At 44.4% G+C, this 25,232-nt stretch carries 27 protein-coding genes; 11 read left to right on the forward strand and 16 right to left on the reverse strand.

The features are described from left to right. From folK to sfsA, 5 genes are all read right to left on the reverse strand, one after another. A complete protein-coding gene (gene folK / locus ACYX4M_RS09130) occupies positions 1-516 on the reverse strand; it encodes a 2-amino-4-hydroxy-6-hydroxymethyldihydropteridine diphosphokinase (RefSeq protein WP_476082751.1) in 516 nt (171 codons plus the stop codon). Then, on the reverse strand, positions 509-1,831 hold the full coding sequence (pcnB, locus tag ACYX4M_RS09135) for a polynucleotide adenylyltransferase PcnB (RefSeq protein ID WP_476082752.1): 1,323 nt from the start codon (positions 1,829-1,831) through the stop codon (positions 509-511). Before pcnB ends, folK begins: the two co-directional genes overlap by 8 nt. A gap of 98 nt (positions 1,832-1,929) precedes the next feature. Beyond that, positions 1,930-2,853, reverse strand: a complete 924-nt coding sequence (gene gluQRS, locus ACYX4M_RS09140; protein ID WP_476082753.1) for a tRNA glutamyl-Q(34) synthetase GluQRS — start codon at positions 2,851-2,853, stop codon at positions 1,930-1,932. A gap of 73 nt (positions 2,854-2,926) precedes the next feature. Then, on the reverse strand, positions 2,927-3,376 hold the full coding sequence (gene dksA, locus ACYX4M_RS09145) for an RNA polymerase-binding protein DksA (RefSeq protein ID WP_012519849.1): 450 nt from the start codon (positions 3,374-3,376) through the stop codon (positions 2,927-2,929). A 240-nt stretch (positions 3,377-3,616) separates the two neighbouring features. Then, the gene (gene sfsA / locus ACYX4M_RS09150) at positions 3,617-4,333 is read right to left on the reverse strand and encodes a DNA/RNA nuclease SfsA (protein WP_476082754.1); all 717 of its coding nucleotides are present in this window, start codon (positions 4,331-4,333) and stop codon (positions 3,617-3,619) included. 223 nt (positions 4,334-4,556) lie between these two features. Between sfsA and pepB the strand changes: the two genes are divergently transcribed. Continuing rightward, positions 4,557-5,840, forward strand: coding sequence for an aminopeptidase PepB (pepB, locus tag ACYX4M_RS09155; RefSeq protein ID WP_476082755.1), 1,284 nt, complete (start codon positions 4,557-4,559; stop codon positions 5,838-5,840). A gap of 45 nt (positions 5,841-5,885) precedes the next feature. Here the strand turns inward: pepB and ACYX4M_RS09160 are convergent, their stop codons facing one another. Then, entirely contained in the window at positions 5,886-6,068 is a 183-nt protein-coding gene (locus tag ACYX4M_RS09160; RefSeq protein WP_014950994.1) for a hypothetical protein, read from the reverse strand. A 494-nt stretch (positions 6,069-6,562) separates the two neighbouring features. Here ACYX4M_RS09160 and ACYX4M_RS09165 point away from each other — a divergent pair, with 494 nt between their 5' ends. Next, entirely contained in the window at positions 6,563-7,165 is a 603-nt protein-coding gene (locus ACYX4M_RS09165) for a YhgN family NAAT transporter (RefSeq protein ID WP_476082756.1), read from the forward strand. After that, complete coding sequence (locus ACYX4M_RS09170; RefSeq protein ID WP_025257558.1) at positions 7,166-7,744, forward strand: YjaG family protein; 579 nt, start codon at positions 7,166-7,168, stop codon at positions 7,742-7,744. Between the two features lie 64 nt (positions 7,745-7,808). Here ACYX4M_RS09170 and rsmD read toward each other — a convergent pair whose 3' ends face one another. Further along, positions 7,809-8,507, reverse strand: coding sequence for a 16S rRNA (guanine(966)-N(2))-methyltransferase RsmD (rsmD, locus tag ACYX4M_RS09175; RefSeq protein WP_476082757.1), 699 nt, complete (start codon positions 8,505-8,507; stop codon positions 7,809-7,811). Between the two features lie 66 nt (positions 8,508-8,573). On the opposite strand from rsmD, the gene ftsY reads away from it, so the two are divergent. Genes ftsY through ftsX form a run of 3 tightly spaced genes read left to right on the forward strand, consistent with a single transcriptional unit; the run spans position 8,574 to position 11,913 of the window. Further along, the gene (ftsY, locus tag ACYX4M_RS09180) at positions 8,574-10,196 is read left to right on the forward strand and encodes a signal recognition particle-docking protein FtsY (RefSeq protein WP_476082758.1); all 1,623 of its coding nucleotides are present in this window, start codon (positions 8,574-8,576) and stop codon (positions 10,194-10,196) included. 26 nt (positions 10,197-10,222) lie between these two features. Continuing rightward, positions 10,223-10,936: a cell division ATP-binding protein FtsE gene (ftsE, locus tag ACYX4M_RS09185; protein WP_476082759.1), complete on the forward strand. Its 714-nt coding sequence runs from the start codon at positions 10,223-10,225 to the stop codon at positions 10,934-10,936. Beyond that, positions 10,933-11,913, forward strand: a complete 981-nt coding sequence (ftsX, locus tag ACYX4M_RS09190) for a permease-like cell division protein FtsX (protein ID WP_476082760.1) — start codon at positions 10,933-10,935, stop codon at positions 11,911-11,913. The genes ftsE and ftsX overlap by 4 nt, the downstream gene beginning before the upstream one ends. Before the next feature lie 87 nt (positions 11,914-12,000). On the opposite strand, the gene ACYX4M_RS09195 is transcribed toward ftsX, so the two are convergent. Continuing rightward, entirely contained in the window at positions 12,001-13,236 is a 1,236-nt protein-coding gene (locus ACYX4M_RS09195) for an EAL and HDOD domain-containing protein (protein ID WP_476082761.1), read from the reverse strand. A gap of 153 nt (positions 13,237-13,389) precedes the next feature. After that, entirely contained in the window at positions 13,390-14,616 is a 1,227-nt protein-coding gene (locus ACYX4M_RS09200) for an EAL and HDOD domain-containing protein (RefSeq protein WP_476082867.1), read from the reverse strand. Between the two features lie 627 nt (positions 14,617-15,243). Here ACYX4M_RS09200 and rpoH point away from each other — a divergent pair. After that, entirely contained in the window at positions 15,244-16,098 is an 855-nt protein-coding gene (rpoH, locus tag ACYX4M_RS09205; protein WP_179984771.1) for an RNA polymerase sigma factor RpoH, read from the forward strand. 109 nt (positions 16,099-16,207) lie between these two features. Here the strand turns inward: rpoH and ACYX4M_RS09210 are convergent, their stop codons facing one another. The 3 genes from ACYX4M_RS09210 to pip form a co-directional block, all read right to left on the reverse strand. After that, the gene (locus tag ACYX4M_RS09210; RefSeq protein ID WP_334059857.1) at positions 16,208-17,122 is read right to left on the reverse strand and encodes a bifunctional GNAT family N-acetyltransferase/hotdog fold thioesterase; all 915 of its coding nucleotides are present in this window, start codon (positions 17,120-17,122) and stop codon (positions 16,208-16,210) included. A 227-nt stretch (positions 17,123-17,349) separates the two neighbouring features. After that, a complete protein-coding gene (gene dtd / locus ACYX4M_RS09215; protein ID WP_476082762.1) occupies positions 17,350-17,787 on the reverse strand; it encodes a D-aminoacyl-tRNA deacylase in 438 nt (145 codons plus the stop codon). Beyond that, positions 17,784-18,761: a prolyl aminopeptidase gene (gene pip / locus ACYX4M_RS09220; RefSeq protein ID WP_476082763.1), complete on the reverse strand. Its 978-nt coding sequence runs from the start codon at positions 18,759-18,761 to the stop codon at positions 17,784-17,786. The genes dtd and pip overlap by 4 nt, the downstream gene beginning before the upstream one ends. 188 nt (positions 18,762-18,949) lie before the next feature. On the opposite strand from pip, the gene ACYX4M_RS09225 reads away from it, so the two are divergent. Both ACYX4M_RS09225 and ACYX4M_RS09230 read left to right on the forward strand, forming a co-directional pair. Further along, positions 18,950-19,192: a hypothetical protein gene (locus ACYX4M_RS09225; protein ID WP_025257569.1), complete on the forward strand. Its 243-nt coding sequence runs from the start codon at positions 18,950-18,952 to the stop codon at positions 19,190-19,192. Continuing rightward, positions 19,189-19,827 (forward strand): DUF2959 domain-containing protein, encoded by a 639-nt coding sequence (locus ACYX4M_RS09230; RefSeq protein WP_476082764.1) that lies wholly within the window; start codon positions 19,189-19,191, stop codon positions 19,825-19,827. The genes ACYX4M_RS09225 and ACYX4M_RS09230 overlap by 4 nt, the downstream gene beginning before the upstream one ends. A gap of 145 nt (positions 19,828-19,972) precedes the next feature. On the opposite strand, the gene ACYX4M_RS09235 is transcribed toward ACYX4M_RS09230, so the two are convergent. Together ACYX4M_RS09235 and metF are read right to left on the reverse strand one after the other, a co-directional pair. Further along, positions 19,973-20,857, reverse strand: a complete 885-nt coding sequence (locus ACYX4M_RS09235; protein ID WP_476082765.1) for a virulence factor BrkB family protein — start codon at positions 20,855-20,857, stop codon at positions 19,973-19,975. A 211-nt stretch (positions 20,858-21,068) separates the two neighbouring features. Further along, positions 21,069-21,956, reverse strand: a complete 888-nt coding sequence (metF, locus tag ACYX4M_RS09240; RefSeq protein WP_476082766.1) for a methylenetetrahydrofolate reductase — start codon at positions 21,954-21,956, stop codon at positions 21,069-21,071. Positions 21,957-22,116: 160 nt separating this feature from the next. Between metF and metJ the strand changes: the two genes are divergently transcribed. Next, complete coding sequence (gene metJ, locus ACYX4M_RS09245; protein ID WP_476082767.1) at positions 22,117-22,449, forward strand: met regulon transcriptional regulator MetJ; 333 nt, start codon at positions 22,117-22,119, stop codon at positions 22,447-22,449. A gap of 74 nt (positions 22,450-22,523) precedes the next feature. Here the strand turns inward: metJ and ACYX4M_RS09250 are convergent, their stop codons facing one another. Next, positions 22,524-23,759, reverse strand: a complete 1,236-nt coding sequence (locus tag ACYX4M_RS09250; protein ID WP_334059862.1) for a malic enzyme-like NAD(P)-binding protein — start codon at positions 23,757-23,759, stop codon at positions 22,524-22,526. Between the two features lie 646 nt (positions 23,760-24,405). Between ACYX4M_RS09250 and ACYX4M_RS09255 the strand changes: the two genes are divergently transcribed. Further along, positions 24,406-24,723 (forward strand): hypothetical protein, encoded by a 318-nt coding sequence (locus ACYX4M_RS09255; RefSeq protein ID WP_476082768.1) that lies wholly within the window; start codon positions 24,406-24,408, stop codon positions 24,721-24,723. 174 nt (positions 24,724-24,897) lie between these two features. Here the strand turns inward: ACYX4M_RS09255 and rpmE are convergent, their stop codons facing one another. Further along, positions 24,898-25,110, reverse strand: a complete 213-nt coding sequence (gene rpmE / locus ACYX4M_RS09260; protein WP_012519872.1) for a 50S ribosomal protein L31 — start codon at positions 25,108-25,110, stop codon at positions 24,898-24,900. Positions 25,111-25,232: the final 122 nt, after the last annotated feature.

The following is a 25,232-nucleotide window of genomic DNA, read 5'->3' on the forward strand; positions in this document are numbered from 1 at the left end:
CTATACGGATTTTGTCGCTAATTGGAAGTCTCGCAGGCGACTAAGTCCGTCTAGTGAGCAGTTAGCGACCCATGCTGAAATAGGCTTACCGTCGTGCATTACCATATTAGGGGCAATCTCAAACAGGGGGACCATAACGAACTCACGCTCTGCCATACCGTAGTGAGGAATAATCAAATCAGCAGTATCGATAGTTTCACTGCCGTATAGCAATATGTCTAAATCCAGCGTGCGCGGGCCCCAACGTTCACCCTTACGCTCGCGGCCTTCTTCTAGTTCTATGCGCTGAAGTTGTTTTAACAGTCCGTGAGGTTTAAGCGACGTTTCTATTAAGCATACTGCATTAATATAGTCAGGTTGGTCTTGCGGCCCCATCGGCTTACTGGAATAAAGCGAAGAGGTTTTAAGTACGCGAGTATCTTCTAATTGACTAATGGCATCCAACGCACGCTGCGCTTTTTCTTGGCTATTACCAAGGTTGCTACCTACGCCAATGTAAACATGCTCTTTATGCATCTGGACCTCGTTTCGCTGCTGGTTTACGCTTGCGTTTTCGCGGTGCACCTTTTCCACCACCCTCGCTTTTTCGAAGCGCGTTAAGCATGCCTTTTTGTTTACCATTGTCAGCGTGCTGGAAGTGCGTCCACCACTGAGCTAGCTCAAGCAAATCGCCGCCTTCTACTTGGCCCCGAACCAATAAAAAGTCATAGCCAGCTCTGAATTTAGGGTGAGTAAGCAATTGAAACGCGCGACGACCAAAGCGTTTAGGAAGACGCTGCTGTAAAATCCAGATGTCACGTACCACGGTAGAGAAGCGCTTAGGGATCATAATGCGTTGCGTTTGACGGGCAATAACTTCGCCTGATGCAATGTTAAATGCATCGTGTGCGTTTAAGCCAGACTCGCTTTGCAAGCGTTGAGACTGTTCTTCAACCGGATACCATAATAGTGCCGCATAAAGGAAAGCTGGGGTAACACGCTGTTCGTTGTTAATGCGTTCATCGGTATTGGCAAGCACGCGACGCACGAACTGCATTTCGCGGCTGTTTTCATCCTTTAAAAATGGCGTAAGCTGGGGGAATAAAGGCTCAATTAAACCGTATTCGTGCAGCATTAAGAAGGTTTCTTCCCCTTTACCCGATAAAAACAGTTTTAGGGTTTCTTCAAACAAACGTGCTGGTGGTATGTTCTGGAGAAGATTCGCCAAAGACTTCATCGGTGCCGCGGTTTTTTCTTCGATGCTCATGCCAAGTTTAACGGCAAAACGTACCGCACGTAGCATTCGCACCGGGTCTTCACGATAGCGTGTTTCTGGATCGCCAATTAGCTCAACTTCACGCTTTTCTATTGCGGTTAGACCATTTGCAAAGTCTTTCACCGTAAAGTCAGCCACACTGTAATACATGGCGTTAAAGGTAAAATCCCGGCGCTCAGCATCTTCTTCGATAGAGCCAAATACGTTATCGCGTACTAACTGACCATGTGCGTCACGCTTTGCAATAGCTTTGCCCTTTGGCAGATTTTCGTCTTCGTCGGACTCTTGATGGTGACCACGGAATGTGGCAACTTCAATAATTTCTCGACCAAAAACAATATGAGCTAAGCGAAAGCGCCTGCCTATTAGGCGGCAGTTTCTAAATAATCCCTTAATCTGTTCAGGTGTAGCGTTAGTCACCACATCGAAGTCTTTTGGTTCATGACCCATCAAAATATCGCGTACACAGCCTCCCACCAAATAGGATTCGAAGCCAGCTCCATTAAGGCGATACATTACTTTCAATGCATTTGCACTTACATCTTCACGAGATATACCGTGCTCTCCACGGGTCATCGTCCTTGGCTTCAAAGCGTCAGAGGACGAGCTTTCTTTTGAAAAAGCACGCTTAACAGATTTAAAAACACGATGAATGATGATGGTATCTCCGAAGACTATAAAGGTCTGCTATGATAAGTGGATTCATGCTGTGGAACAATAATTTCGGGTGTTTTCACTACTTTTTTCCTATCCCACATGGAAATTGCCGTTTTAAGCGCTGAATCAATATCATCAAATTCTGAAGTGCTTGGAAAGGGAAAGCCTAAAAAGTTCATTACACGCACAATATTATCTAGTGCTGTATCGTTGTTAACGGGGGCTGCTCGATTTTGTTTACTCAGTTTTCTGCCTGGCGCGACAGCCGCTACCGGCACATGCCCGTATCGAGGAGCAGTGTAACCGAGTGTTTTATACACCGCGCGCTGCAATGGCGTTACATCAATAAGGTCGCACCCTCTGAGTACACAGTTAACTTGCTGAAATACATCGTCCAAAATGACCACAAGATTGTAAGAAAACAAACCGTCGCGTCGCTTTAGTACTACATCTTCGGCGTTTAAGCTGGCGCTTGAACTAGAAGGCGTAACCTTACCCATGAGCACATCTTCAAACGCCTCAAGTGGCGTATCTACTTTTAGGCGCAGTGCACAATTCTGTGTGGCTGAGCACACTGACTTTTCCCGACAATTGCCGTTATAGACTCCGCCCATAGCTTTAATTTGCTTACGTGTACATGTGCAAAAGTAGCCACGCTTTTGAGCAAGTAAATCATTAAGGATCGCTTGATAACGAGGATGTTGCTGACTTTGGTAAATGACATCGCCATCCCAATACAAACCATGGGCTTCAAGTGTGCTGAGGATGTCCTTATCGACTCCTGCTATACAGCGTGGTTCGTCAATGTCTTCCATGCGAAGCAACCATTTGCCGTTATGGCTTTTCGCGTCTAGGTAGCTTGCAACAGCAGTAACGAGTGAACCGAAATGTAATTGGCCGGAAGGTGAGGGAGCAAAACGCCCTACATAGTGGTTATGCATAATTAGAGCTTAACAAAAAGCCCCATCTTTTTGGGATGAGGCTTTCTATATCAACATACTCGCGGTTATTAGCTTAACCTTGAAGTTGTTTTTCTTTGATTTCAGCCATGGTCTTACAGTCGATACACAAATCAGCTGTAGGACGCGCTTCTAAGCGACGGATACCAATTTCGATACCACAAGAATCGCAGAAGCCGAAATCGTCTTCTTCAATGCGCTTAAGCGTTTTTTCAATTTTCTTTATTAGCTTACGCTCACGGTCACGTGTACGTAACTCAAGGCTGAACTCTTCTTCTTGAGCTGCACGGTCTACAGGATCAGGGAAGTTTGCTGCTTCATCCTTCATGTGCGTTACCGTACGGTCAACCTCTTCACGAAGTTGATTGCGCCACGCTTTAAGCAATAGACGAAAGTGCTCCAGTTGGGGCTCGCCCATATACTCTTCGTCAGCTTTTGGCTCGTACGGCTGCAAACCTGCCAGCGCTAATAGTCCTAGGGATTTTGTTTCTTTTCCTGTTGGCATCTGCCACATCTCCTACACTACGACATCCATCTTGTCCTGATTGGACCGATATCTATATCAGACTCGACAGCTTCAGGCAATCGATCGTGTCTATGTAATTATTATGCTGGTGTGTTGTTTCTAATATTTGCCAGATGTTTAATCACTTATACGACTGGCTACCAGCAAACGCATTAGTGCGTTCTACCACTAAAACAAGGCGCAAATATGAAGGCGAAATGAAAAAAATCAACCTATTTTTTATAAAATCACAGGGAGTAATTGATTTAATTGAATTTTTTGTTCATCAATTATACAGCCTGCGGCAAACAGAGTCACGCCTGCATTAGCGGCAATCTTTACGCTTTCTGCATAAGTTGGATCAATATGCTCGGCCACTTGTACACTTTCGATGGCGGTGTGTTGTACGCAGAATAATAGACTGGTTTTTATACCACTGTCAGATAAACGAGCAAGTTCTAAACAGTGCTTCGCGCCGCGTTGAGTGACTGCGTCTGGGAAGAACCCTTTGTTTTCATCTGCTAAGGTGACGGATTTAACTTCCATATACTCAGTAACACTCTGATGTTCGGCATTTTTTCGGGTTAATGCAAAGTCGAACCGGCTATTGGCGGTTGGCGGTGTTACTTCTGCTTTCCAATCTGTGATGTCTGAAAATTCGCTTAGCACCTTGTTATCTAGCGCTTCCGCCACCAGTTTATTAGCATTGTGCGTATTAATGCCGATGAAGTGACCATCAAATGTTTGGGCTAGCTCCCATGTATACTTGAGTTTTCGATTTGGGTTGGTGGACTCACTTAAAAAGACAGTGTATCCAGGAACAGCACAGCCAGTCATAGCGCCAGTATTTGGGCAATGTGCAGTTACAATAGTGCCGTCGTCTAACTCAACATCGGCAAGAAATCGCTTGTACCTTTTTATAAGGGTGCCGCGTAATAAGGAAGGTGAAAACTTCATGTGTCGCCTTTTTTAGAATGTAGATGAAAACACGTTAGTGTGTTTCGCTAATTGATATGTGTGCTTTTGAACGAGCACGTATAGCGTATGCGCTTAGCGAACAAAGCGTATGTGGTTAGCGAACAACAAGCGCAGTAAACAAGGCGCCAAAGAGTAACAAACATTTGAGCAAGCGCAAAAAGCGCTTTTCGAAAACAAAACGATGTATAAGGAATAAAACGCGATGGCAGAATTTACCGTTAGCCTTTCAACCAATAGTGCTGAAGCTGTATGGGGCGAAAGCGCTAAGCTTTCTTTCACTGAATCAGGCGCAGTTATTCATCTACCTGATGACAAGCTTAACGAGCGATTAATTCAGCAAGCAGCGAGAAAATTAGATGGTCTAGGGTTGCCTGCCGTTGCGCTTAAGGGGGATTGGCATAAAGAACAACAGTGGGCCTTTGCTCTTAGCTTTACACGTGCACTCAAGCCTGCTTCTATCCAATGGGCGGATACGGCTGACAAAACAGCGCTAGAGCAAGAATATGCGGCATTATTATTTACCCGTCAGTTGGTGAACGAAACGCCGGAAGACCTTAGCCCTGAAACTTTAGCGACACGCGCTGCCCAGTGGCTTAAATCATTGGGTGGAGACAAAGTCACTTACTCAATGACTGTAGGTGAAGACCTTAAAGAGCAAGGCTGGATAGGTATTTACAACGTGGGTCGTGGTAGTGAACGTCCGCCTGCAATGCTAGTCCTTGATTACAATCCCACAGGCAATGCGGATGCCCCGGTCGATGCTGTGCTAGTAGGTAAAGGGATTACTTTTGACAGCGGCGGTTACAGCATTAAATCTAGCGAAGGTATGTTAGATATGAAGTGCGACATGGGTGGCGCGGCAACGGTAACAGGTGCGCTAGGCTTATCAATTTCTCAAGGCAGTGAAAAGCGTATCCAGCTAGTTCTGTGCTGCGCGGAGAACCTTATTAGTGGTCACGCTTATAAACTTGGCGATGTACTTACCTACAAAAATGGGGTAACTGTTGAAGTAGTAAACACTGATGCTGAGGGGCGTTTGGTGCTAGCTGACGGTCTAATGGCGGCAACGGAAACCGGCGCACCGCTAATTATCGATGCTGCAACGCTAACGGGTGCAGCGGTGGTTGCACTGGGCTCTGATTATCACGGCGTGTTCTCACTAGATGACAATGCGCGTGATCAAATGCTTAAAGCAGCAAAAGCAGAGAATGAGCGCTTTTGGCCTTTACCCCTTGAAGACTTTCATGCAGATCGCTGTCCATCGGCGTTTGCCGATACGGCAAATAGTCGCCCGATGAAAGGTGGCGGCGGTGGCGGTGCGTCAAACGCAGCCGGCTTCTTATCGCGCTTTGTCAAACCAGAAGGCTGGGTGCATTTAGATTTGGCTGCGGCCTATCACGGTGGCGCAACCTCTGAAATGCCAGTAGGTGCAACAGCAAAAGGTATTCGTTCAATTGCCAGAATGCTTAAAGACTTCAGTGCATAAATAAAAGCAGAGGGGGCTTCACAATGTGGCGCCCCTTTTCGTTAATTAGATCCCGCCTAAGCGTTCTGCGAGTGTTTTATAACGTTCAACATCACCGCTATCAAAAAGTGGGTTACCGTCGGTATCTTTGTCTTTTGATACTAAAAGGCTTTCGCGTTCTAGACGCTCTACGCGCACTTCTTGCACACCCAGAAATGCTGCCACTTCTTTTACCGTCATCAAACTCATTGCAATTTTTCCTATTGTGGTTGTTATTGTTAGGTTTTAACCTGACCTCATCTTTGGTCAAGGCTGTGTGAACTCATCATTACATCAGAAGCGCTTTGTACAGGACATTACCTAAAAGGCGAATAAAACACTAAACATCTAGCTATGGTAAACGCTCTTATTTACGCATTGCAAAAACCAAAGCCTAGATAAGGTTATCGTTGCTACGCCTGTTGCATACTGCTTCCTATTGTTTTAGTTAAGCCCATTTCTGCCATTTTTCGAGTCTTTTTAACGATTCTTTTAATGTTCACTACAGTTTGCAGTCTACTAGTTTCATTGAATCGGAATTAGATAGACGTAATGAGCGGGTGCAGAGTGTTAAAAGGTGTTTTTTACTCACTCTGCTTGGTTTACCATTGCGCGTCACAACCACCTATCTGCATGAATCTTGGGTTATACTGTACGATTCTCGTTTAAATTGGGCTTACGCTCTCAACCGGAGACAATAAAAAATGGATACCTGGTCCGCTGCCGTCATGCTTTTTTTGATCATGGATCCGCTCGGTAATCTGCCGGTTTTTATGTCGGTGCTTAAATCGATAGAACCCAAACGACGTCAATTTATTCTTATTCGAGAGTTGTTGTTTGCCCTTGGTATTTTGTTCTTATTTCTATTTAGTGGTCAGTCAGTACTCAACTTTTTGAATGTAGAGCAAGAAACCGTGAGTATTGCCGGCGGCATCATTTTATTTCTTATCGCGCTTAAGATGATATTTCCGTCGTCTGGTAACCCCAGCGGACTTGCTGTGGGTGAAGAGCCTTTTTTGGTGCCTCTTGCTATTCCCATGATCGCAGGCCCTTCAACGTTAGCTGCGCTAATTCTCCTTGCTAACCAAGCGCCAGATAGAATGGTAGATTGGTCACTAGCGCTTTCCGCTTCCTGGTCGATTAGCGCTGTCATCTTATTATTTTCAAACGTGTTCCATAAAATTTTAGGGGAGCGTGGCCTAGTTGCTATGGAGCGATTAATGGGTATGATCCTCGTTATGATCGCTATTCAAATGTTATTAGATGGCGTTACCAAATATTTCATGCATGCCACTGGAGCCCTTTAAATGGCAAAGCAAAAACTTAATACCTTTGGGCGTGTTCGCGCCTTGGAAGGCTGGAAAGCCGTTGCATTCGGCGCTGCATTACTTGAGCGTATGCTGCCTAACTACACGCTTTTTTGTGAGCTTACAGAAAGTGGTGATGCGAGTGCCTTACGCAACTGCTTAAACTTGGTCTGGGAAACACTTAAGTCTCCCAAAAGTAAATTTAATATCGCGGTGCAGCTTGAAAAAGTGGAAGTTGCCACCCCTGATACTAGCGAACACGATAACTATGGCGTGTACCCTGCCATTGATGCAGCTATCGGATTAGCTGGCCTACTCAACCTAATAGCAGGTGACGATCCTCAAGGTGCTGTGGTTATCAGCAAGCTATCTCAAGGTAGCGTTGAAGCTTATTTGTTAGAAAGCGAAGAAGCTGATGATGAGACCGTGAAAGGTCATCCACTTATGGAATTTGAAGTAGAGGTACAAAACGAACTGCTCGATTACGTTGAGCAGGCTAAGTATCCTGCAAAGGCAGCAGACGAAATGAAAGCCCTTGCTTTGGAAGCGGGTATATCGAACATAGGCCTTGAACTTTAAAGTCGCTACGCCGTGCACCTTAGGTAGGTTCACGGCTTTACGCAGCGCTAATTGTACGTTTTAGTTAGTTCACTTCTATTAACATGTAGCGCAGTGCGCTGGTGTTTTTTTCTTTAATAACTTGCCATTGGGTAGGTAACGTAGGTGTTGTAAGCGTACTTTCATGCTCTAAGTAAACCACGCTGCCGCTTTGCACTAAATTGTGCTCTGCAAGGGATATAAGCGTAGGTTCTACTAAATCTTTGCCAAACGGCGGGTCGACAAATACTACATCGTAGGGTAATTCGGTAGGCGTTGAAGCGTTAAGCTCTTTCAAAATATTTAGTGCATTACCTTGATGGACGTTGGCTGACGCTACGTCATTTGCTTTAAGCAAAGTCAGGTTACTTTTTAGCTGTGACACAGCTTGATTATCTAATTCAATAAAATCGCAATGGGCGGCATAACGCGATAATGCTTCTAGCCCCAGTCCACCAGAGCCAGCAAATACATCTAGACAGCGTGCGTCGTTAATATGAGGCATTAACCAGTTAAATAAGGTCTCTTTATTTCTGTCGGTAGTAGGTCTCAACCCTTCTGCGTTTAATACAGGCAGCTTTCTACCGCGCCATTGACCACCGATAATACGTATTTGCCCAGGACTATTTGTGCTTTGGGTTTTCCCTGATTTTTTCCCTTTTGGGGATGAATAAGGTTTTTTTGCAGAAGATGGTGCCCGAGTAGGGCGAGAAACTCGCTTCATAGTGGCCGACAGTGGTATCATGCGTTCATACATTAGGCGGCAAGTGTAGCCGAAATTGCTAAGAATTTATAAGGATTTGTCCTAACGATGTCGAAACTTTTTGGCTGGTTCAGTAAGAACAAGAAAGCAGAGAAACAAAAAGCCCAAGCGGAAGAAGAAGCTCGCTTAAAGGCAGAAGCCGAAGCACAGGCGAAAGCGCAAGCGGAAGAAGAAGAGGCTCGCTTAAAGGCGGAAGCTGAAGCACAAGCTAAAGCCCAAGCGGAAGAAGAGGCTCGCGTAAAGGCAGAAGCCGAAGCGCAGGCGAAAGCGCAAGCGGAAGAAGAAGCTCGCGTAAAGGCAGAAGCTGAAGCACAGGCGAAAGCGCAAGCGGAAGAAGAAGCTCGCTTAAAGGCGGAAGCTGAAGCACAGGCGAGAGCGCAAGCGGAAGAAGAAGCTCGCGCAAAGGCCGAAGCTGAAGCACAGGCGAAAGCGCAAGCGGAAGAAGAAGCTCGCTTAAAGGCGGAAGCTGAAGCACAGGCGAGAGCGCAAGCGGAAGAAGAGGCACGCGCAAAGGCAGAAGCCGAAGCACAAGCGAAAGCGCAAGCGGAAGAAGAGGCTCGCTTAAAGGCAGAAGCCGAAGCGCAGGCGAAAGCGGAAGAAGAAGCTCGCGTAAAGGCAGAAGCTGAAGCACTAGCTAAAGCCCAAGCGGAAGAAGAAGCTCGCGCAAAGGCGGAAGCTGAAGCACAGGCCAAAGCCCAAGCTGAAGAAAAGCCTAAAGAGAAAAAGTCGTTATTCGCACGCTTAAAGGAAAGTCTATCTCGCACAAAAGAGAATTTGGGCAGCGGCATCGTTAGCCTATTTAAAGGCAAAACCATTGACGATGAGCTGTACGAAGATCTCGAAACACAGCTTTTAGTGGCCGACGTGGGCATGGATACCACACAGAAAATTATTGACCACTTGACTGATAGCGCGTCACGTAAAGACCTCAAAGACGCGGAAGCTCTTCTTGAAATCATGAAGCAGCAAATGTCGGGTATGTTGTCTGAAGTTAATCAGCCACTAGCTGAGGTTATGAAGGCGCATGATTCAAATGAAGGCCCTTTTGTTATTTTAATGGTGGGTGTTAATGGCGTTGGTAAAACCACCACTATAGGCAAACTTGCTAAGCAATTTCAGCAAGAAGGCAAGAAAGTGATGCTTGCCGCCGGTGATACCTTTAGAGCGGCAGCCGTCGAACAGCTTCAAGTATGGGGGGAGCGCAACGACATTCCCGTTATCGCGCAGCACACCGGAGCTGACAGTGCATCAGTACTTTACGATGCCTTGGAAGCGGCCAAATCTCGCGGCACAGATATCCTTATTGCTGACACCGCAGGGCGTTTGCAAAACAAGAACAACTTGATGGAAGAGCTAAAGAAAGTGGTTCGCGTGATGAAGAAGATTAATCCTAACGCGCCTCATGAAGTGATGCTTACACTAGACGCTGGCACCGGTCAAAATGCTATTAGCCAAGCCAAGTTGTTTAACGAAGCTGTGGGCTTAACTGGTATCACCCTTACTAAGTTAGACGGTACAGCGAAAGGCGGTGTTATATTCTCTATTGCCGATAAGTTTAAAATTCCTATAAGGTATATAGGTGTTGGCGAAAGTATCGATGATTTACGCCAGTTTGACGGACAAGAATTTATTGATGCCTTGTTTAGCGAAATGGACACACCTGAAAGCTAAAACCAGCAAAGCGGTAGGGAAAAATAATGATAAAGTTTGAGCAGGTAAGCAAAACCTATCCAGGCGGGCAACGCGCGCTTAGCAAGGTAAATTTTCATATTGCACCGGGCGAAATGGCCTTTTTAACAGGGCATTCTGGTGCGGGAAAAAGTACGCTTCTCAAACTTATCAGCATTATGGAGCGCCCAACAGTAGGGCGCGTCTTCATAAATGGTCACGACCTTAACACCATCACCCGCCGAGATATTGCCTACATTCGTCGCGATATCGGCATGATCTTTCAAAGCCACCAATTATTAATGGATAAATCAGTTTTTGATAATGTCGCTTTACCGTTGGTGATTGAAGGATATACGCACAAAGAAATTCGCAAACGCGTAGACGCTGCCCTTGAAATGGTGGGTCTTAGAGACAAAGCGCGCTGCTTACCCATTACGTTATCTGGTGGTGAGCAACAGCGCGTAGGCATTGCGCGGGCAGTCGTAAATAAGCCTCCTTTGCTGCTTGCAGACGAGCCAACCGGTAACCTCGACCCTAAACTTTCAATGGAAATTATCCGTTTGTTCGAAGATTTCAATCAAGCGGGAGTATCTGTGCTGATTGCGACTCACGACTTAGGACTAATTGCGCGTATGCGCTACCGCACGCTTACCCTTAAAAACGGGCAAATGATTACTGATGGTCTAACCGACGATATGGGTGGCGCGGGTTCAGGTAATGGCGAAGGAGAGTGGTCTTGAGTATTTTATTTAAAGGTCGCGCCCAAGGCGCATCTTCAGCAAAAGTGGGCATGGTACAAACTATCGTCATGTTCTTTGTTAGCCATGTGCGACAAGCCCTGTCTAGCCTTGGTGAGCTTTGGCGCCAGCCATTAGCCTCGTTAATGACAATTGGCGTGCTGGGTTTAAGTATAACCTTGCCAAGCACCCTTTATATCATGGTAAAAAACACAGAGAAAATTACCGCGGGCTGGGACCAGGCATCAGAGATATCCCTTTTTTTAAAGCCTAGTATCAATGCTGCAAGCTCACAACAGCTAGTCGCCAGACTGAATACTTGGTCTGAAATAGACAGCGTAGTTTACATTCCTGCCGATGATGCCCTTAAGGAATTTCAGCATTTATCTGGATTAGGCGATGCCATCGCGTATCTGGAGAAAAACCCGCTGCCGGATGTCGTATTAGTTACCCCCAATGCAAAGCATGCTTCACCCACTGCTGCTAAAGCGCTGTTAGATAAGCTTCGCCAGCAGCGAGAAGTAGACATTGGCAAGCTTGATATTGAGTGGCTAGAGCGATTGTATGCGGTCATTGATATCGCAAGAGACTTAGTTACCTTAATTGGTCTGCTCCTGTTTATCGCTGTGGTGCTTATTATTGGTAACACCATCCGTCTAAATATCTTAAATAAGTACGATGAAATTGTAGTAATGAAGCTGGTAGGGGCGACAGATGCATTCATTCATCGCCCTTTCTTATACACCGGCTTCTGGTATGGCCTACTGGGCGGGTTAATGGCTTGGTTTGCCGTAATCATTATTTTATGGTGGATGGACAGCAGCATCACAACGTTTGCTACCATGTACCAGAAAGAATTTAATATCACTGGGCTTACTGGCACAGCATTATTAACCATGTTGGGGCTTTCTGTGCTGCTAGGTTTACTTGGGTCGCTTATCTCTGTCCAACGTCACGTAAAAGAGATTGAGCCCAAATAAAGGTGGTGACGAAAAATTTCTAGTTATGTGCTAATCGGCCTCTTGGAGTTAGCCTAGCGTAAACGCATCACCTTCTATACATAACTTTTACGCAATAGCTCGTGGGTAGTGTGAAGATATAGCGCTGCGCACGCCGTTGCCCCAAATAATCGCTTGGTTATAAAGCATGTGTAGTTGCTTTTGATCAATGTCTAGCAACTTTGCTTGCTTGATAACGTTCATCCACAGTGCGCTCTCGAATGCGCGGACTAACGTCATATAATTGTTCATTTCCAAGTTCTTACCTAATAAGGCGTCATTCACCTCTTCAGACAACGGAAGCTGTTTCACAATGTCGCTCATAGACTGATCGAGTAAACCTTCAAGTAACGAAAATAGCCCAACTAAGAAAGATATTGGCGGGTTATTTTTAATGCCTCTGCGCTCAGCAAGCAAATCAAAGAATTTCGCGCGCACAAGCGACATATGTATGATCTCAAGAGGTTTCTCGTCGCCTAGGTTAGTTAAGCTTAGTAGCGCAATAAATTTCTTAATCTCAACTTCACCCATGTAATTAAGGGCGTGCTTTAACGATGTAATCTTATAGCGCTTATTGATGGTTGGGTTATTAATGAATTTTAGCAATAAGAAGCTGAGTGTGGCATCGCGTTCAATAATTTGGCTAATGCGCTCTATGTCAAAGTGAGTACTTGAGCTTTCCCCCATCAAATCCACGATGTTCATTTTAGAGGCCGGAAGCTGCTTCAGGATGCGCGCTTCGGGCTGCGAAAAGAAATAACCTTGGAAAAAGTCGAAGCCTAAATCTACACAAGTAGAGAAATTATCTTGGGTATCAACCTGCTCAGCAACAAGTTTCACATTCGCGTCATGATAGCGGGGGATATGCTTTTCGATGGTTTCAAAGCGGGTCTTAGTGACATCTACTTTTACTATATCAATTAGCGGGAAGATATCATGTGTCGCGCCTACCATCATAGGGTCGTCAATAGCGAGCTTGAAACCAAGCTGCTTGATGTGCTGACATGCTTCGAACAGGCCGTTGGCGTTATCGGTAGGGTCGGCCAGCTCAACAACAACCGACTCAGGGTTAAGCGAAGTGGGAAAGCGTGAAATAATGGTATCAGATGAGAAAGTGATAAAGGATGTTTTCTCACCGCTTATATCGTCAAGCCCTAGTGGATGAAAGTGCTCTGAAATATATTTAGCTTTTTGATCACTGTGTTCCGGATATGCACCAGATTTACCATCCCGAAATAACAGCTCATAAGCAAATACGTCTTTGCTTTTGTCTAAAATAGGCTGGCGAGCTATGAACGCAAACATAAACTATTCCTGAGGCAACATGGTTTGACGACGTTTCTATTGGTATCGGGTGGGCTTAGAAAATATGTAGCCACACCCTAGTCTATGATATGTAGGCATAATCTAACAACAAATCAATGATTATTTTGATAACTCATTCTTTTACTGTGCTCATTAGTCATCTTTCAAAGCCGAGCTATGAATGTGCTTTGCCCACTTAATTGCTTCATTGTAGTAGCTGTGTAGTAGACTTTGCTTCATTTCATACTTAGCGGCAAATTGTTTAACGCCAGCCCAGTTAGCTCGCTCGAAATACTGAACAAGCGTCAAGCAATTACGTAGCTTGCTGGGTGTCCCGCAAAGCGCGTCTTTAACATCATCGCTGATCGGAACCTTGCTCACTAGGTCGTCAATACGTTGCTCCATCATGGCGTCAAGTAGAGACAACAGCCCGGTGAGGAAGCCTTTAAGCGGGTTGTCAGAAGCCTCAAGCTGGGTAAACACTAATTCACAAAACTTTGCACGAACCAGTGCCATCTGCATCAACTCGCTGGGTTGACCATCGCTTAAGTTGGCAAGAGCAAGTAAAGAGATAAACTTCTTCACTTCTACCTCACCCATAAAGGTTAGCGCATGCTTTAGTGACGTTATTTTATGGCGCTTGTTTACCAAAGGGTTATTGATAAAGCGCAGCAAAAGGTAAGTGAGCGATGGATCTCTTTCAATAATACTATTCACATCATCGAAATTAAGCTTGGGTTGGCTACTTAGGGTGAGTAGTTCCATCATAGTTAAGCTGCTTGGCCCCAACTTTCTATGTCTTACAATTTCCGGCTTAGCAAGGAAATAGCCTTGGAAGTAATCAAACCCCATGTCTTTAAATTTATGAAACTCTTCATAGGTTTCAATCTTCTCAGCAACTAGCTTGATTTTGTTTGATTTAAAACGCGCCACCAAGGCGGGTATTTCATCGTGAGGAATTTCGGTGATATCAATTTTCACGACACTGGTGAAGGGAATAAAAGCTTCCCATTTTCCCTTCATGTCATAATCATCTAAGGCAATTGGATACCCCAATCCGCGGATGTGCTTACAAGCCGCAACCAAGGCGTCATCTACTTCTACCGTTTCAACGATTTCGATCACAACTTTGTCTGCATCTAGCGACGTGGGAAAGCGAAACATTAGCGTATCTCGATGAAAATTGATGAACGCTTTTTTGTCTCCGGTAATTTCTTCAATGCCCAAACTTAAGTGGGTAGAGGTGAGAATTTTCGAGGTGGCCTCGTCGGGGGGGATATCTGGAAAACAATTTTCCTCGCCCACGCGAAAAAGCAGTTCGTAAGCGTAAACCTCTCGATTTACATCAAATATGGGCTGTCTAGCGACGTAAGCAAACATCATATTCCTCTTTGCTTTACTTGCCTTACTCCTTCCTTAAGTATTTCCCTTCCAGTTTTTTATTATTCTTGTCTGGAAAATGCCATGCAGCGGTCGTAGTGCAAAATCGATTGATACAATCTAATATTTTCAATTTCCGAAGAGAAAAGCAAGATATAAAATACTCGCTAATAAGCGTATGGCTCTACTGTAAGATTTTAAGTGCCCGTAATAATGCAGGCTGCTAATATTTATGTTCGCGCTGATGTAGGTAGCGTATAAACGTTAGAATTCATATCAGTGAGATTAGCTTTTAATTCTTGCTATGTAATTAAAGTATAATATCGTTATTGTTAAATGACCTACCCAACTCCTACTAAATGCAGGTCAGTCATTGAACGTATATGACATTAGTGGAGTATGAAGTCAGAAGAGCTTGCGCCCATCAAGGAATGACGAGAGGTTTTGATTGAGAGAGTGCTAAATAGATAGTTCTTTCTTAAAGTTGAACTTTTTTTCTTATTCTAGGTCTTGATATTGTAGAAATAGTCACTATACCTACATATCGGTTAGACTTCATATCTTAATTAGGTCTCGCGCAGCTTCAGTTACTTTGCTAATATGAAGCGGCAATAAATGAGGTGAACAATGAGCAACAATTTGCAATCTATGGCCCTGTCAGTGCCACACAGCGGTAGCATCGAAGGCTACATTCAAGCTGTAAGCAGCATTGATATGCTTAGCGCTGAGGAAGAGCGCGAGTTGGCAGTGCGCCTTCGCGAAGACGAAGACTTACAAGCCGCTCGTAAGCTAGTAATGTCACACCTTCGTTTTGTAGTGCACATTGCAAAATCTTACTCAGGTTATGGCTTACCACAAGCCGACTTAATTCAAGAAGGTAATATCGGTCTGATGAAAGCCGTTAAGCGTTTCGACCCAACAGTGGGCGTGCGTTTGGTTTCTTTTGCGGTGCATTGGATAAAAGCAGAAATTCATGAGTTTGTACTTAAAAACTGGCGAATAGTAAAAGTTGCGACAACTAAAGCGCAGCGTAAATTATTCTTTAACCTTCGTAAGGCGAAAAAACGTCTTGGTTGGTTTACCCATGCTGAAGTGCAAACCGTTGCAGACGAATTGGGTGTGAGTACGAAAGAAGTGCTTCAAATGGAAGCGCGTATGAGTTCTCAGGATCAGGCGTTTGACCTAACTGCGGATGAAGATGAAACAGGTAATTTTGCACCAGTTCAATATCTAGAAGACAAGTCTTCAGACGTTGAAACCGACGTGATTAACAATGATTGGGATACAGCGGCGAGCAAGCGTTTGTATTCAGCCATTAAAACGCTAGATGAGCGAAGCCAAGACATCATTGAAACCCGTTGGTTGGCAGACAACAAAATCACCCTGCAGGACTTAGCTGATAAGTATCAAGTTTCTGCAGAGCGTGTTCGTCAAATTGAAAAGAACGCGATGAAAAAGCTTCAAGCTGCTATGGTCGCGTAGTAGACGCAGTACATAGCTTACAAACAGCTTAGTTACGAAAAAGCGCCTTAAAGGCGCTTTTTTTGTGTGTATATTTTTATCAAAAATGGCAACGCGTCAGCCCGCACCGCTACTCTTCTTCGTTTTTAGAAGGGGGAAGAACGTAGAATACACCTTCAAATTCCGCTACTGGCGTATCGCCATCTAAAATAGCCACACTTAGCTCAAACCGTGCTTTTTTGTCGTTTTCTAGCGGCTTAAACTTACCCGATAAGGTTTCGATATTACAGATGGCCCTTGGTTTCATGGTGATGGGCTTATGGTAATGGATATCTCCATCGCCTAATACAATATCACCGTCTAAACCACGCTCTTTAAGCTGCAAGTAAATCATGCCCCAGCCCGTTAACGTGGCTAAAGAGAATATACTGCCCGCAAACATAGTGCCGTGTATATTAATGTTTTTATTAAGCGACGCGCGGGTTTCTAGAGTACGCCCGGTATATTGGTGTAGCTTGATACCCATGTGTTCGGTGATAGGTATGGTCTCTGACCACGTCTCTTGCAGTGATTTACACCATTTAGGATGTAATACTAGGGTATTGCTTTCAGTGAATTTTTTGACCATTTGCTGGCGTTTTAGCATACCTAATTCGTTAGGGGCTTCACGTTCAATTTCAAAGCCGCAAGCACTAAAAAAGTCGATGGATATTTCGCGGCTATTTGTTACTGCTCGCTCAGCACCTAAGTCTTTGGCCACGTTTTCTAGCGCGGCCATGATCATTTGACCTAAGCCTTTGCGTTGATGTTCTGGGTTCACAGCGATATGACGAATTTGCGCCTCTTCAGCCGTATTCAAATGTACGCGGCCACAGGCTACGATTTCGTTCTTACGATTGGTAATAACGCGGTGCTCGGCAACCTGTTCATATTCGTCTTTTTCAGAACCAGGTGGAAAATTCCATGGTTGGCGTAAGTGCTCCCATCGAAACTGATAATAGGCTTCAAATTCGACGTCGCTTTTTGGCGTAACTACCTTGTACACAGTAAACCGACCTTCTTAAATGAGTGAAAGAGTATTTAAACGTAAGAACCCATGAGGTACAAGCTTAATTATGTAAGCATATATGGGGTGATGAATAAGTGACCCGTAATAGCTTGTTCTGCGCTCGCTTAACACTTATTTTAACTAAGTGGGTGTAGATACCTGTAAACTTAAATGGTGTGTGATGAACCAAGATGTAAAGTGCGGACACCCTCAATGTAGTGCCTTTAAACGTGAAAGTGAAATGTCACAGGGCCATCGTTTACAAGGCCAACTTGCATGTCGGCACCAAACTTACCGGTAGCTACTTTCATGCCTTTATCTTTAAGGGCTTGTACAAATTGTTCATAGATAGCTTGACCATGTTCTGGGGATGCACCGCGGGAGAAACCTGGACGATTCCCTTTTTGTGTGTCTGCAACAAGCGTGAACTGAGATACCACCAGTATTTCGCCATCGACTTGCTCAATGTTTAAATTCATTTTGCCGTTTTCATCGCTAAACATACGATAACGACAGAGTTTATTTGCAAGTTTCTCTATTTGCGCTTCGCCGTCATCCTTTTCAACACCTAACAGCACCAACATGCCTTTGCCGATCTCACCAATAACGTTGTCGTCGACAGTTACGTTAGCTTCCGATACCCGTTGAATAAGCCCTATCACTTTGATGACTCCTGAATAAAGCGTGACATGTCGCGCGTAGCGCGGCAAAGGGCGTAACCTATACTCGGTTCGGATGTGCTGTGCCCCGCATCTGGAATGATTTGTAACTGGCTCTGGGGCCATGCTTTGTGCAGTGCTTCAGCAGCTTCCGTTTTACAGATCATATCGTAGCGACCATGAATAATAGTGCCCGGAATATGACTTATTTTATCAATGTTTTCAAGGATGTAGTTTTCATTTAAAAAGCATTTGTTAGAAAGGAAGTGGCACTCTAAAGTTGCTAGGCAAGTGACTAATTGCATGGGGTAATTATCAGTAGAATCGCCTACGCCTGGGGGTAAAGTAATGCGCGACAATCGCTCTTCCCACTGATACCAGCGCTTTAGGGCTGCGTGCCGCAGTACCTCATTGCTAGAGCGTACCATTGCGCTATAAAAACTGCACACTGCGCTTGAGGTCACTGGTGTAGGCACATCCTTGGTGAATTTGCGGTAGTACTCAGGAAATAACTGAGCAGCGCATCCATTTGGTGATAAAAACCAATCCCTATCTTCTTGCCTGGCTAAAAATACGCCGCGAAGAATAAGACCTGTTACTCGCGAGGTATACTTGAGCGCATAAAGTAAGGCGAGTGTAGAGCCCCATGAGCCGCCGAACAGTAAAAATTTTGGTATAGAAAGGTGGGTTCTTAATGCTTCTATATCTTCAACATTAGACCACGTGTCGTTGTTTATCGTATCGGCGAGGGGGGTAGAGCGGCCGCAACCACGTTGCTCGTAACCTATAATCCGATACTTATTGCTATCAAAAAAGCATTTGTAGTTAGGGGGTAAGCCTGCGCCAGGCCCGCCGTGAATAAAAAACACGGGGATACCGTTTGGATTGCCACTTTGCTCGAAGTAAAGCGAATGCCCACTTCCCACTTCAATAAATCCGTTTTCATAGTAGGTAACGTCGGGGTAAAGTCGTTTCATTTTGTTTCTGCGCGTTGTGAGAGTGCCTGTTTTAGTTTAGTTTATTGTTATTCAAACATATGCGTGCTGACTGCTTCAACGCCGTTTTTGCTTTTAAATTGAGCAATAAACGTTAAGTCTATACTATAGAACAAGTGTCATTACGTGCTAGCTAATCATATTATAGTCATAAATGCGAGGATGTTGATATGGCAGGTCAAGGATCGGGCGGTAATGTAATCGCCGCAATTTGTAACTTCTTTATTCCTGGGTTAGGTCACCTGGTACAAGGAAGAATTTTAGGTGCATTGTTCTTTTTCATCACAGTAGGAGTATGTTATGCCTTAGCTGCAACTGTGGTACTTGCCATTGTCTTTTGGCCTTTAGGCGCCCTTTTGCATTTGATTTGTATTATAAGCGCAGCACGTTTTAGAGGTGGAGTAACCGCATGAAGTTAATCGCATCAGCATTTGTTGCTATGCTTGCCCTTAGTGGGTGTCAGTCTGCGTATTACGCAGCATGGGAAAAGGTGGGCGTTGAAAAGCGCGATATCTTAGTTGACCGCGTTGAAAACGCAAAAGAATCACAGGAAGACGCACAAGAGCAGTTTAACTCTGCGTTAGAAGCATTCAGTGCTGCAGTCGAGTTCGATGGTGGAGAGCTTGAAGACGTCTACAACCGCTTGAATGGTCAGTACGAAGACAGCGTTGCCGCTTCAGAAGAAGTGAGTTCACGCATCGATAAAGTGGAAAGCGTTGCTGAAGCTTTATTTGATGAGTGGTCAGAAGAGCTTGAAAAATATGAGAACGCGTCGTTGAAACAGGATAGCGCAGCAAAGCTCCGCGAGACCAAGCGTCGCTATTCTTCATTAATGACAGCTATGCGTAAAGCTGAAAGCAAAATGCCACCAGTATTAAGCGCACTTCAAGATAATGTGCTGTACCTTAAGCACAACTTAAATGCCAGCGCCATTGGTGCACTGCAGGGCGAACTTTCTACTATTGAAAATAACGTTGCTCAGCTTATCAGACAAATGAATTCAGCTATCGCTGAGTCTGACGCCTTTATATCTTCAATGAAAAACTAGCCGTTAGTTAGGCATCAATTATAAAGAAGGGAGCTTACAGCTCCCTTCTTTCGTTTTATACATTTTTAGAGAGCATCTGTGCACACTGGTTTAAAGCCGCCCCGTGAGGTAAATCATAACTACGCCCGACTATACCCTTGGTCGACTATTCCTTTGGAACCTTGCGTGGTTCGTTCTCTGCTTTACGGTTTTCAAAAGCTTCGCCTAAGCTACACGTGAATTCAGCACCGAACAGCACAATTATCCACGACAAATACACCCATAAAAACAGAATAGGTACCACCGCAAGGGCACCATAAATTAACTCATAAGACGGAAAGTTTGTTACATAAAGCGCAAAGCCTGACTTAGTAATTTCAAAAGCAATAGTGGCTACAATCGCGCCTACGAAAGCATGACGAGCAAACACCCGTCTATTCGGCACCACCATGTATAAAATAGTGAATGCAAGCATGGCTGCACCGCTGGGTACAAGGCTGAGTAAGAAGGTACCAAGACCTGGCGTGTATTCTTCAGTGAATGCCGCTAATCCAGTCAAATAGGAACTGACCACTACACTAGAACCAATCAACATAGGGCCAAGCGTGATTACCATCCAGTAAATAGCGAAGGTATACACAATAGGTCTGTCACTTTGCGTACGCCAAATTCTATTTAAGGTTTTATCCACGTTTGATATCAGCATTAGCGCCACGACCAGCAGGGACAAAATGCCAATGGCGCTCATTTGTGAGGCGTTGCCCACAAAATCAGTCATGTATTTGTGTACCACATCGCTGGCGGTGGGAACAAAGTTACTAAATACAAAATGCTCAAGTTTGTTTCTTACTGATGCGAAGGCCGGAAAGGCCGACATTATAGTGAAGGTCACCATAATAAAGGGTACTAAAGATAACAAAGTTACATAAGCCAAGTGCCCAGCAGAGATAGTAATGTTGTCCTCTCTGCAGCGTTTTATAAAGATGCTGAAGAGTTCCCTTAGTTGAGGGGTAACATTGTTATATAAGGCTTTAACCTTGTCTAAATCCACTCGACTTCTCCTGGCGATACCCTCTGGCCGATAAACAGTGCGATCTCTTGATGGGAGACCTTACGGTATCAATAGTTCAATTCATATTACAGCAAATGGTAACTGGCGTTGGCGTTACTGGCAAAAGGTTAATGTATTCTTTATACAACAAAGGCGCATGAAGTGCGCCTTTAGTCATCTACTCGTGTAGTCTTGTTATCGCTATACAAAATCAATCGCCTGAACGCACGCCCAACATGTGGCAGATGGCGTAGCTTAATTCACTACGGTTCAAAGTATAGAAATGGAAGTGTTTTACCCCTTCTTTAGCTAGTACTTTAACTTGGTCCATAGCAATGTTAGCGCCTATTAAATTACGGGTGGCTTGGTCATCGGCATCAAGGCCGTCGAACATTTTGTGCAACCATCCCGGTACATGAACATTTGTGAACCCCGCGAATTTCACAAGTGTTTGGTAGTTGGTTACCGGCAATATACCCGGAACGATATCTAAGTCGACACCAGCTGCAGCAGCGCGGTCTCTAAATCGCAGGTAAACACTTGTGTCGAAGAAGAACTGGGTTATCGCTTCGGTAGCGCCAGCTTCGGCCTTGCGTTTAAGATTTAGCAAGTCGAATTGCGCATTTGGCGCTTCAGGGTGTTTTTCCGGGTAGGCAGCAACTGATATATCAAAATCGGCAACGTCTTTTAGCAAGGCAACAAGATCAGAGGCATACATCTCTGTTTTTTCTACCCCTGGCGGTAAATCGCCACGAAGCGCAACAATACGGCGGATACCTGAGTCCCAGTAGTCTTTTGCAATTTGCTTAAGCTCATCACGGCTAGCATCAACACAGGTCAAGTGAGGAACCGCCGCGACACCGGTTTGCTGCTGAATGCGTTTTACTACGTCGTGGGTTCTGTCACGCTCACCGCTATTCGCGCCGTAGGTTACCGACATGTAGCTTGGCTTTAGCGGCGCTAGACGTTCAACTGACTTCCACAGGGTCTGTTCCATGGCTTCCGTTTTAGGCGGAAAGAATTCAAAAGATACATCAATATCACGCAGTTCCGACAGGGACTGGTTTAATGCATCGATACCTTGTGCGTAAGAAACCATGGTTTATACTCTCAAAAATGTAATCTTATAGACGTTTAGACGTCTAAATTAAAGAATATATGTCTAGACGTCAAGAGGTTTACACTGCTCAATTGACCTTTTCGTGAACTTGTTTAGAATTTCTCTTCATAATATAAAAAGAGTAGACCGAGTTATTACAATGGCAGAATGGAACGGTAAATATATTCACCCCTACGCAGAGCATGGGAAAAAGAGCGAACAGGTAAAGAAAGTCACTGTATCTATACCTATTAATGTGCTTAAAGCGCTTACTGATGAGCGCACCCGCCGCCAGATCAATAATTTGCGCCACGCCACTAACTCGGAACTGTTGTGCGAGGCATTTTTACACGCGTTTACCGGGCAACCTTTGCCTAACGATGACGACTTACGTAAAGACAATCCTAATCGAGTGCCGGCTGAAGCAAGGCGTATTATGGAAGAAATGGGTATTGACCCAAGCTTCGAAAATGATGTGTCTCAAGACGACTGATATTTAGTATTAAAGAGAAACGGCGCTGTGTTGTAAGTGATAATCTTCAACACAGCGCCGTTTTTTATTTACTTTTATTCTTCTGGGCTTTCAGGCACTCGTGCAACGCCCGACTCAATAGCCGCCTTAGATACCGCAGTAGCGATACGTTCACATAAACGCGGGTCCATAGGTTTAGGAATAATGTACTCCTTACCAAATGTCAGGCTATCGCTTTTGCTCGCAGCTAATACTTCTTCTGGAACGGGTTCTTTTGTGATAGAGCGAAGGGCTTCAACCGCCGCCACTTTCATCTCATCATTAATGGCCGTCGCGCGAACATCAAGGGCGCCGCGGAAAATGAACGGAAAGCACAGTACGTTGTTTACCTGATTAGGATAATCCGAGCGACCAGTAGCCATAATTAGGTCTTTGCGTACTTCGTGAGCAAGTTCAGGCTTTATCTCTGGGTCAGGGTTTGAGCATGCAAACACAATTGGGTTCTCAGCCATCAAAGAAAGTGCTTCAGGCGGTAAAACATCAGGGCCTGATACACCAACAAAGATATCAGCGCCTTCCATTACGTCTTCAAGGGTGCGCTTATCGGTATTGTTAGCAAAAAGCTTCTTATGCTCAGTCAAGTCTTCGCGACGAGTGTGGATAACACCTTTTCTATCTAACATGTAGATGCGCTCGCGTTGGGCTCCACACTTAATCAATAGCTCCATACAGGCAACCGCTGCTGCGCCAGCACCCATGCAAACGATTTTAGCGCTCTCTATATTTTTGCCCTGAATCTCCAGCGCGTTAAGCATACCTGCTGCGGTTACAATAGCGGTACCGTGCTGATCATCATGAAATACTGGAATTTTACAGCGCTTAATCAACTCTTGCTCAATTTCAAAGCACTCAGGCGCTTTGATATCTTCTAGGTTGATACCACCGAACGTATCAGCAATATTTGCTACAGTATTGATGAATTCTTCTGTAGTACGATGTTTTACTTCAATATCAATAGCATCTAAACCAGCAAAGCGTTTAAACAAAAGCGCCTTGCCTTCCATGACAGGTTTTGAAGCTAATGGGCCTAAATTACCCAAGCCTAAAATTGCCGTTCCGTTACTAATAACAGCAATAAGGTTGCCTTTACCCGTATACTTATAGGCATTATCTGCATCTTCGGCGATTTCTCTCACCGGTTCGGCGACGCCTGGGCTATAAGCAAGAGCAAGATCGTCGACGCTATCGGCAGGTTTAGATAGCTCTACGCGGATCTTTCCAGGTGTGGGTTTGGCGTGATAGTCGAGTGCGCGTTGTCTAAAATCTGACATGTAAAAAGGTATCCTTAGATGTAGGGTTCATCAGTGTTTACGTTCACGCTCTGTCGCTATTTTATTATCGTTGTAGTTATGGGTAGATAAACGTAAGCGCGTTACAACCAACTAATGACAAAAGTGATTATAAATAGTTGTTAGCACTGGTGTGGTATGTCGGAACTTGCAGACCTAGCGTTAACTCTGCGTGATTCTCCTCACATATCGCTGTTGATATTAGGCCTAACACGTAGGCCAAAATTTAAACACAAAAGCGCCACAAGTCTTAGTAATAGAGCATTATTCATAATATTAATGCTCACTATCAAAGTGCCGTTCGCAACTCTAACACAGCCAATCACTGTGTACATATCTGATCAGAATTATCATTTATCAATGTAGGTTAGGCATACTAATTAGACCAGTAAAATAAGCCTATAATTGCCATTCATAAAATTTATTTTTAACCCTGTTTTCATTCTGTTGGTGTATTGAAAGGCAGTGTGTTGATAGAGTGTTAGTGTGACTGATAGTCTATTAATCCATACCCGTAAAAACAGTTCTTAAAAATATGAATCCTAAAAACCGTCTTTTATTTTTAGGTTTTATATTTCTGATAAACTAGGATGAAAGGCCTCTCAGGATAGCTTTGAAGACAAAGAATATGACAGAAAGAAAACTAATCGCAGTGCTAACTGACGTGTGTGACAACGTAAAATCTGACGATAACGGATTCGTCTGGCTTACTCATCTTGGGTCTTGGAAAACACCTAAAGTTATTGCCGTGTTTAATACGGAGCAGAAGAAGCAGCAAGCGTTGATTAATGGTTGGGATATGGACTTTATAAATCAGGTGAATACTGCGCTTGAATCTATAAAGTCTATTCCCGTCGGTATTTATTTTGATAGTGAAGAAGCGTGTAAAAAACAAAGTAGAGGGGACTGGGATAAACACTTGTCAGGAGTCAAAAAGCTTCATTAGGCATAATGAGCGCTTTGTTTTTAAATGTAAGCGATATTGATATGGTCAATTAGCTCTAAATAAGAGGCGTTGCCAGCAAGGGAGGTCATTCAATGTTAGTTTTCTAGCGTAAGTAGTCACCTTCAGGCAAAAAAAAAGCGCCATAAAGGCGCTTTTTCGAACTCGATATCAGGCTTACTTTTTGCCCAATGCACCGAAACGCTTCTTGAAGCGATCAACACGACCACCAGTATCAACGTTACGTTGCTTACCAGTGTAGAATGGGTGACATGAAGAACATACGTCTAGGTTGATGTCTTTACCAAGCGTAGAGCGAATCTTCATTACGTTACCACATGAGCAAGTTGCTGTGATTTCTTCGTATTTAGGGTGGATATCTTGTTTCATTGGGTTACCTCAAATAATAAGGCCGTATCGCTATACAACCCGAAGTCGCACACCATACGTTACTTAGTTCAAATGATAAGTCGTTTAAAGAACAACCTATCGCAAAAAGAGCGGCGCATAAT

This window comes from Alteromonas sp. ABV4_150, from assembly GCF_056311745.1.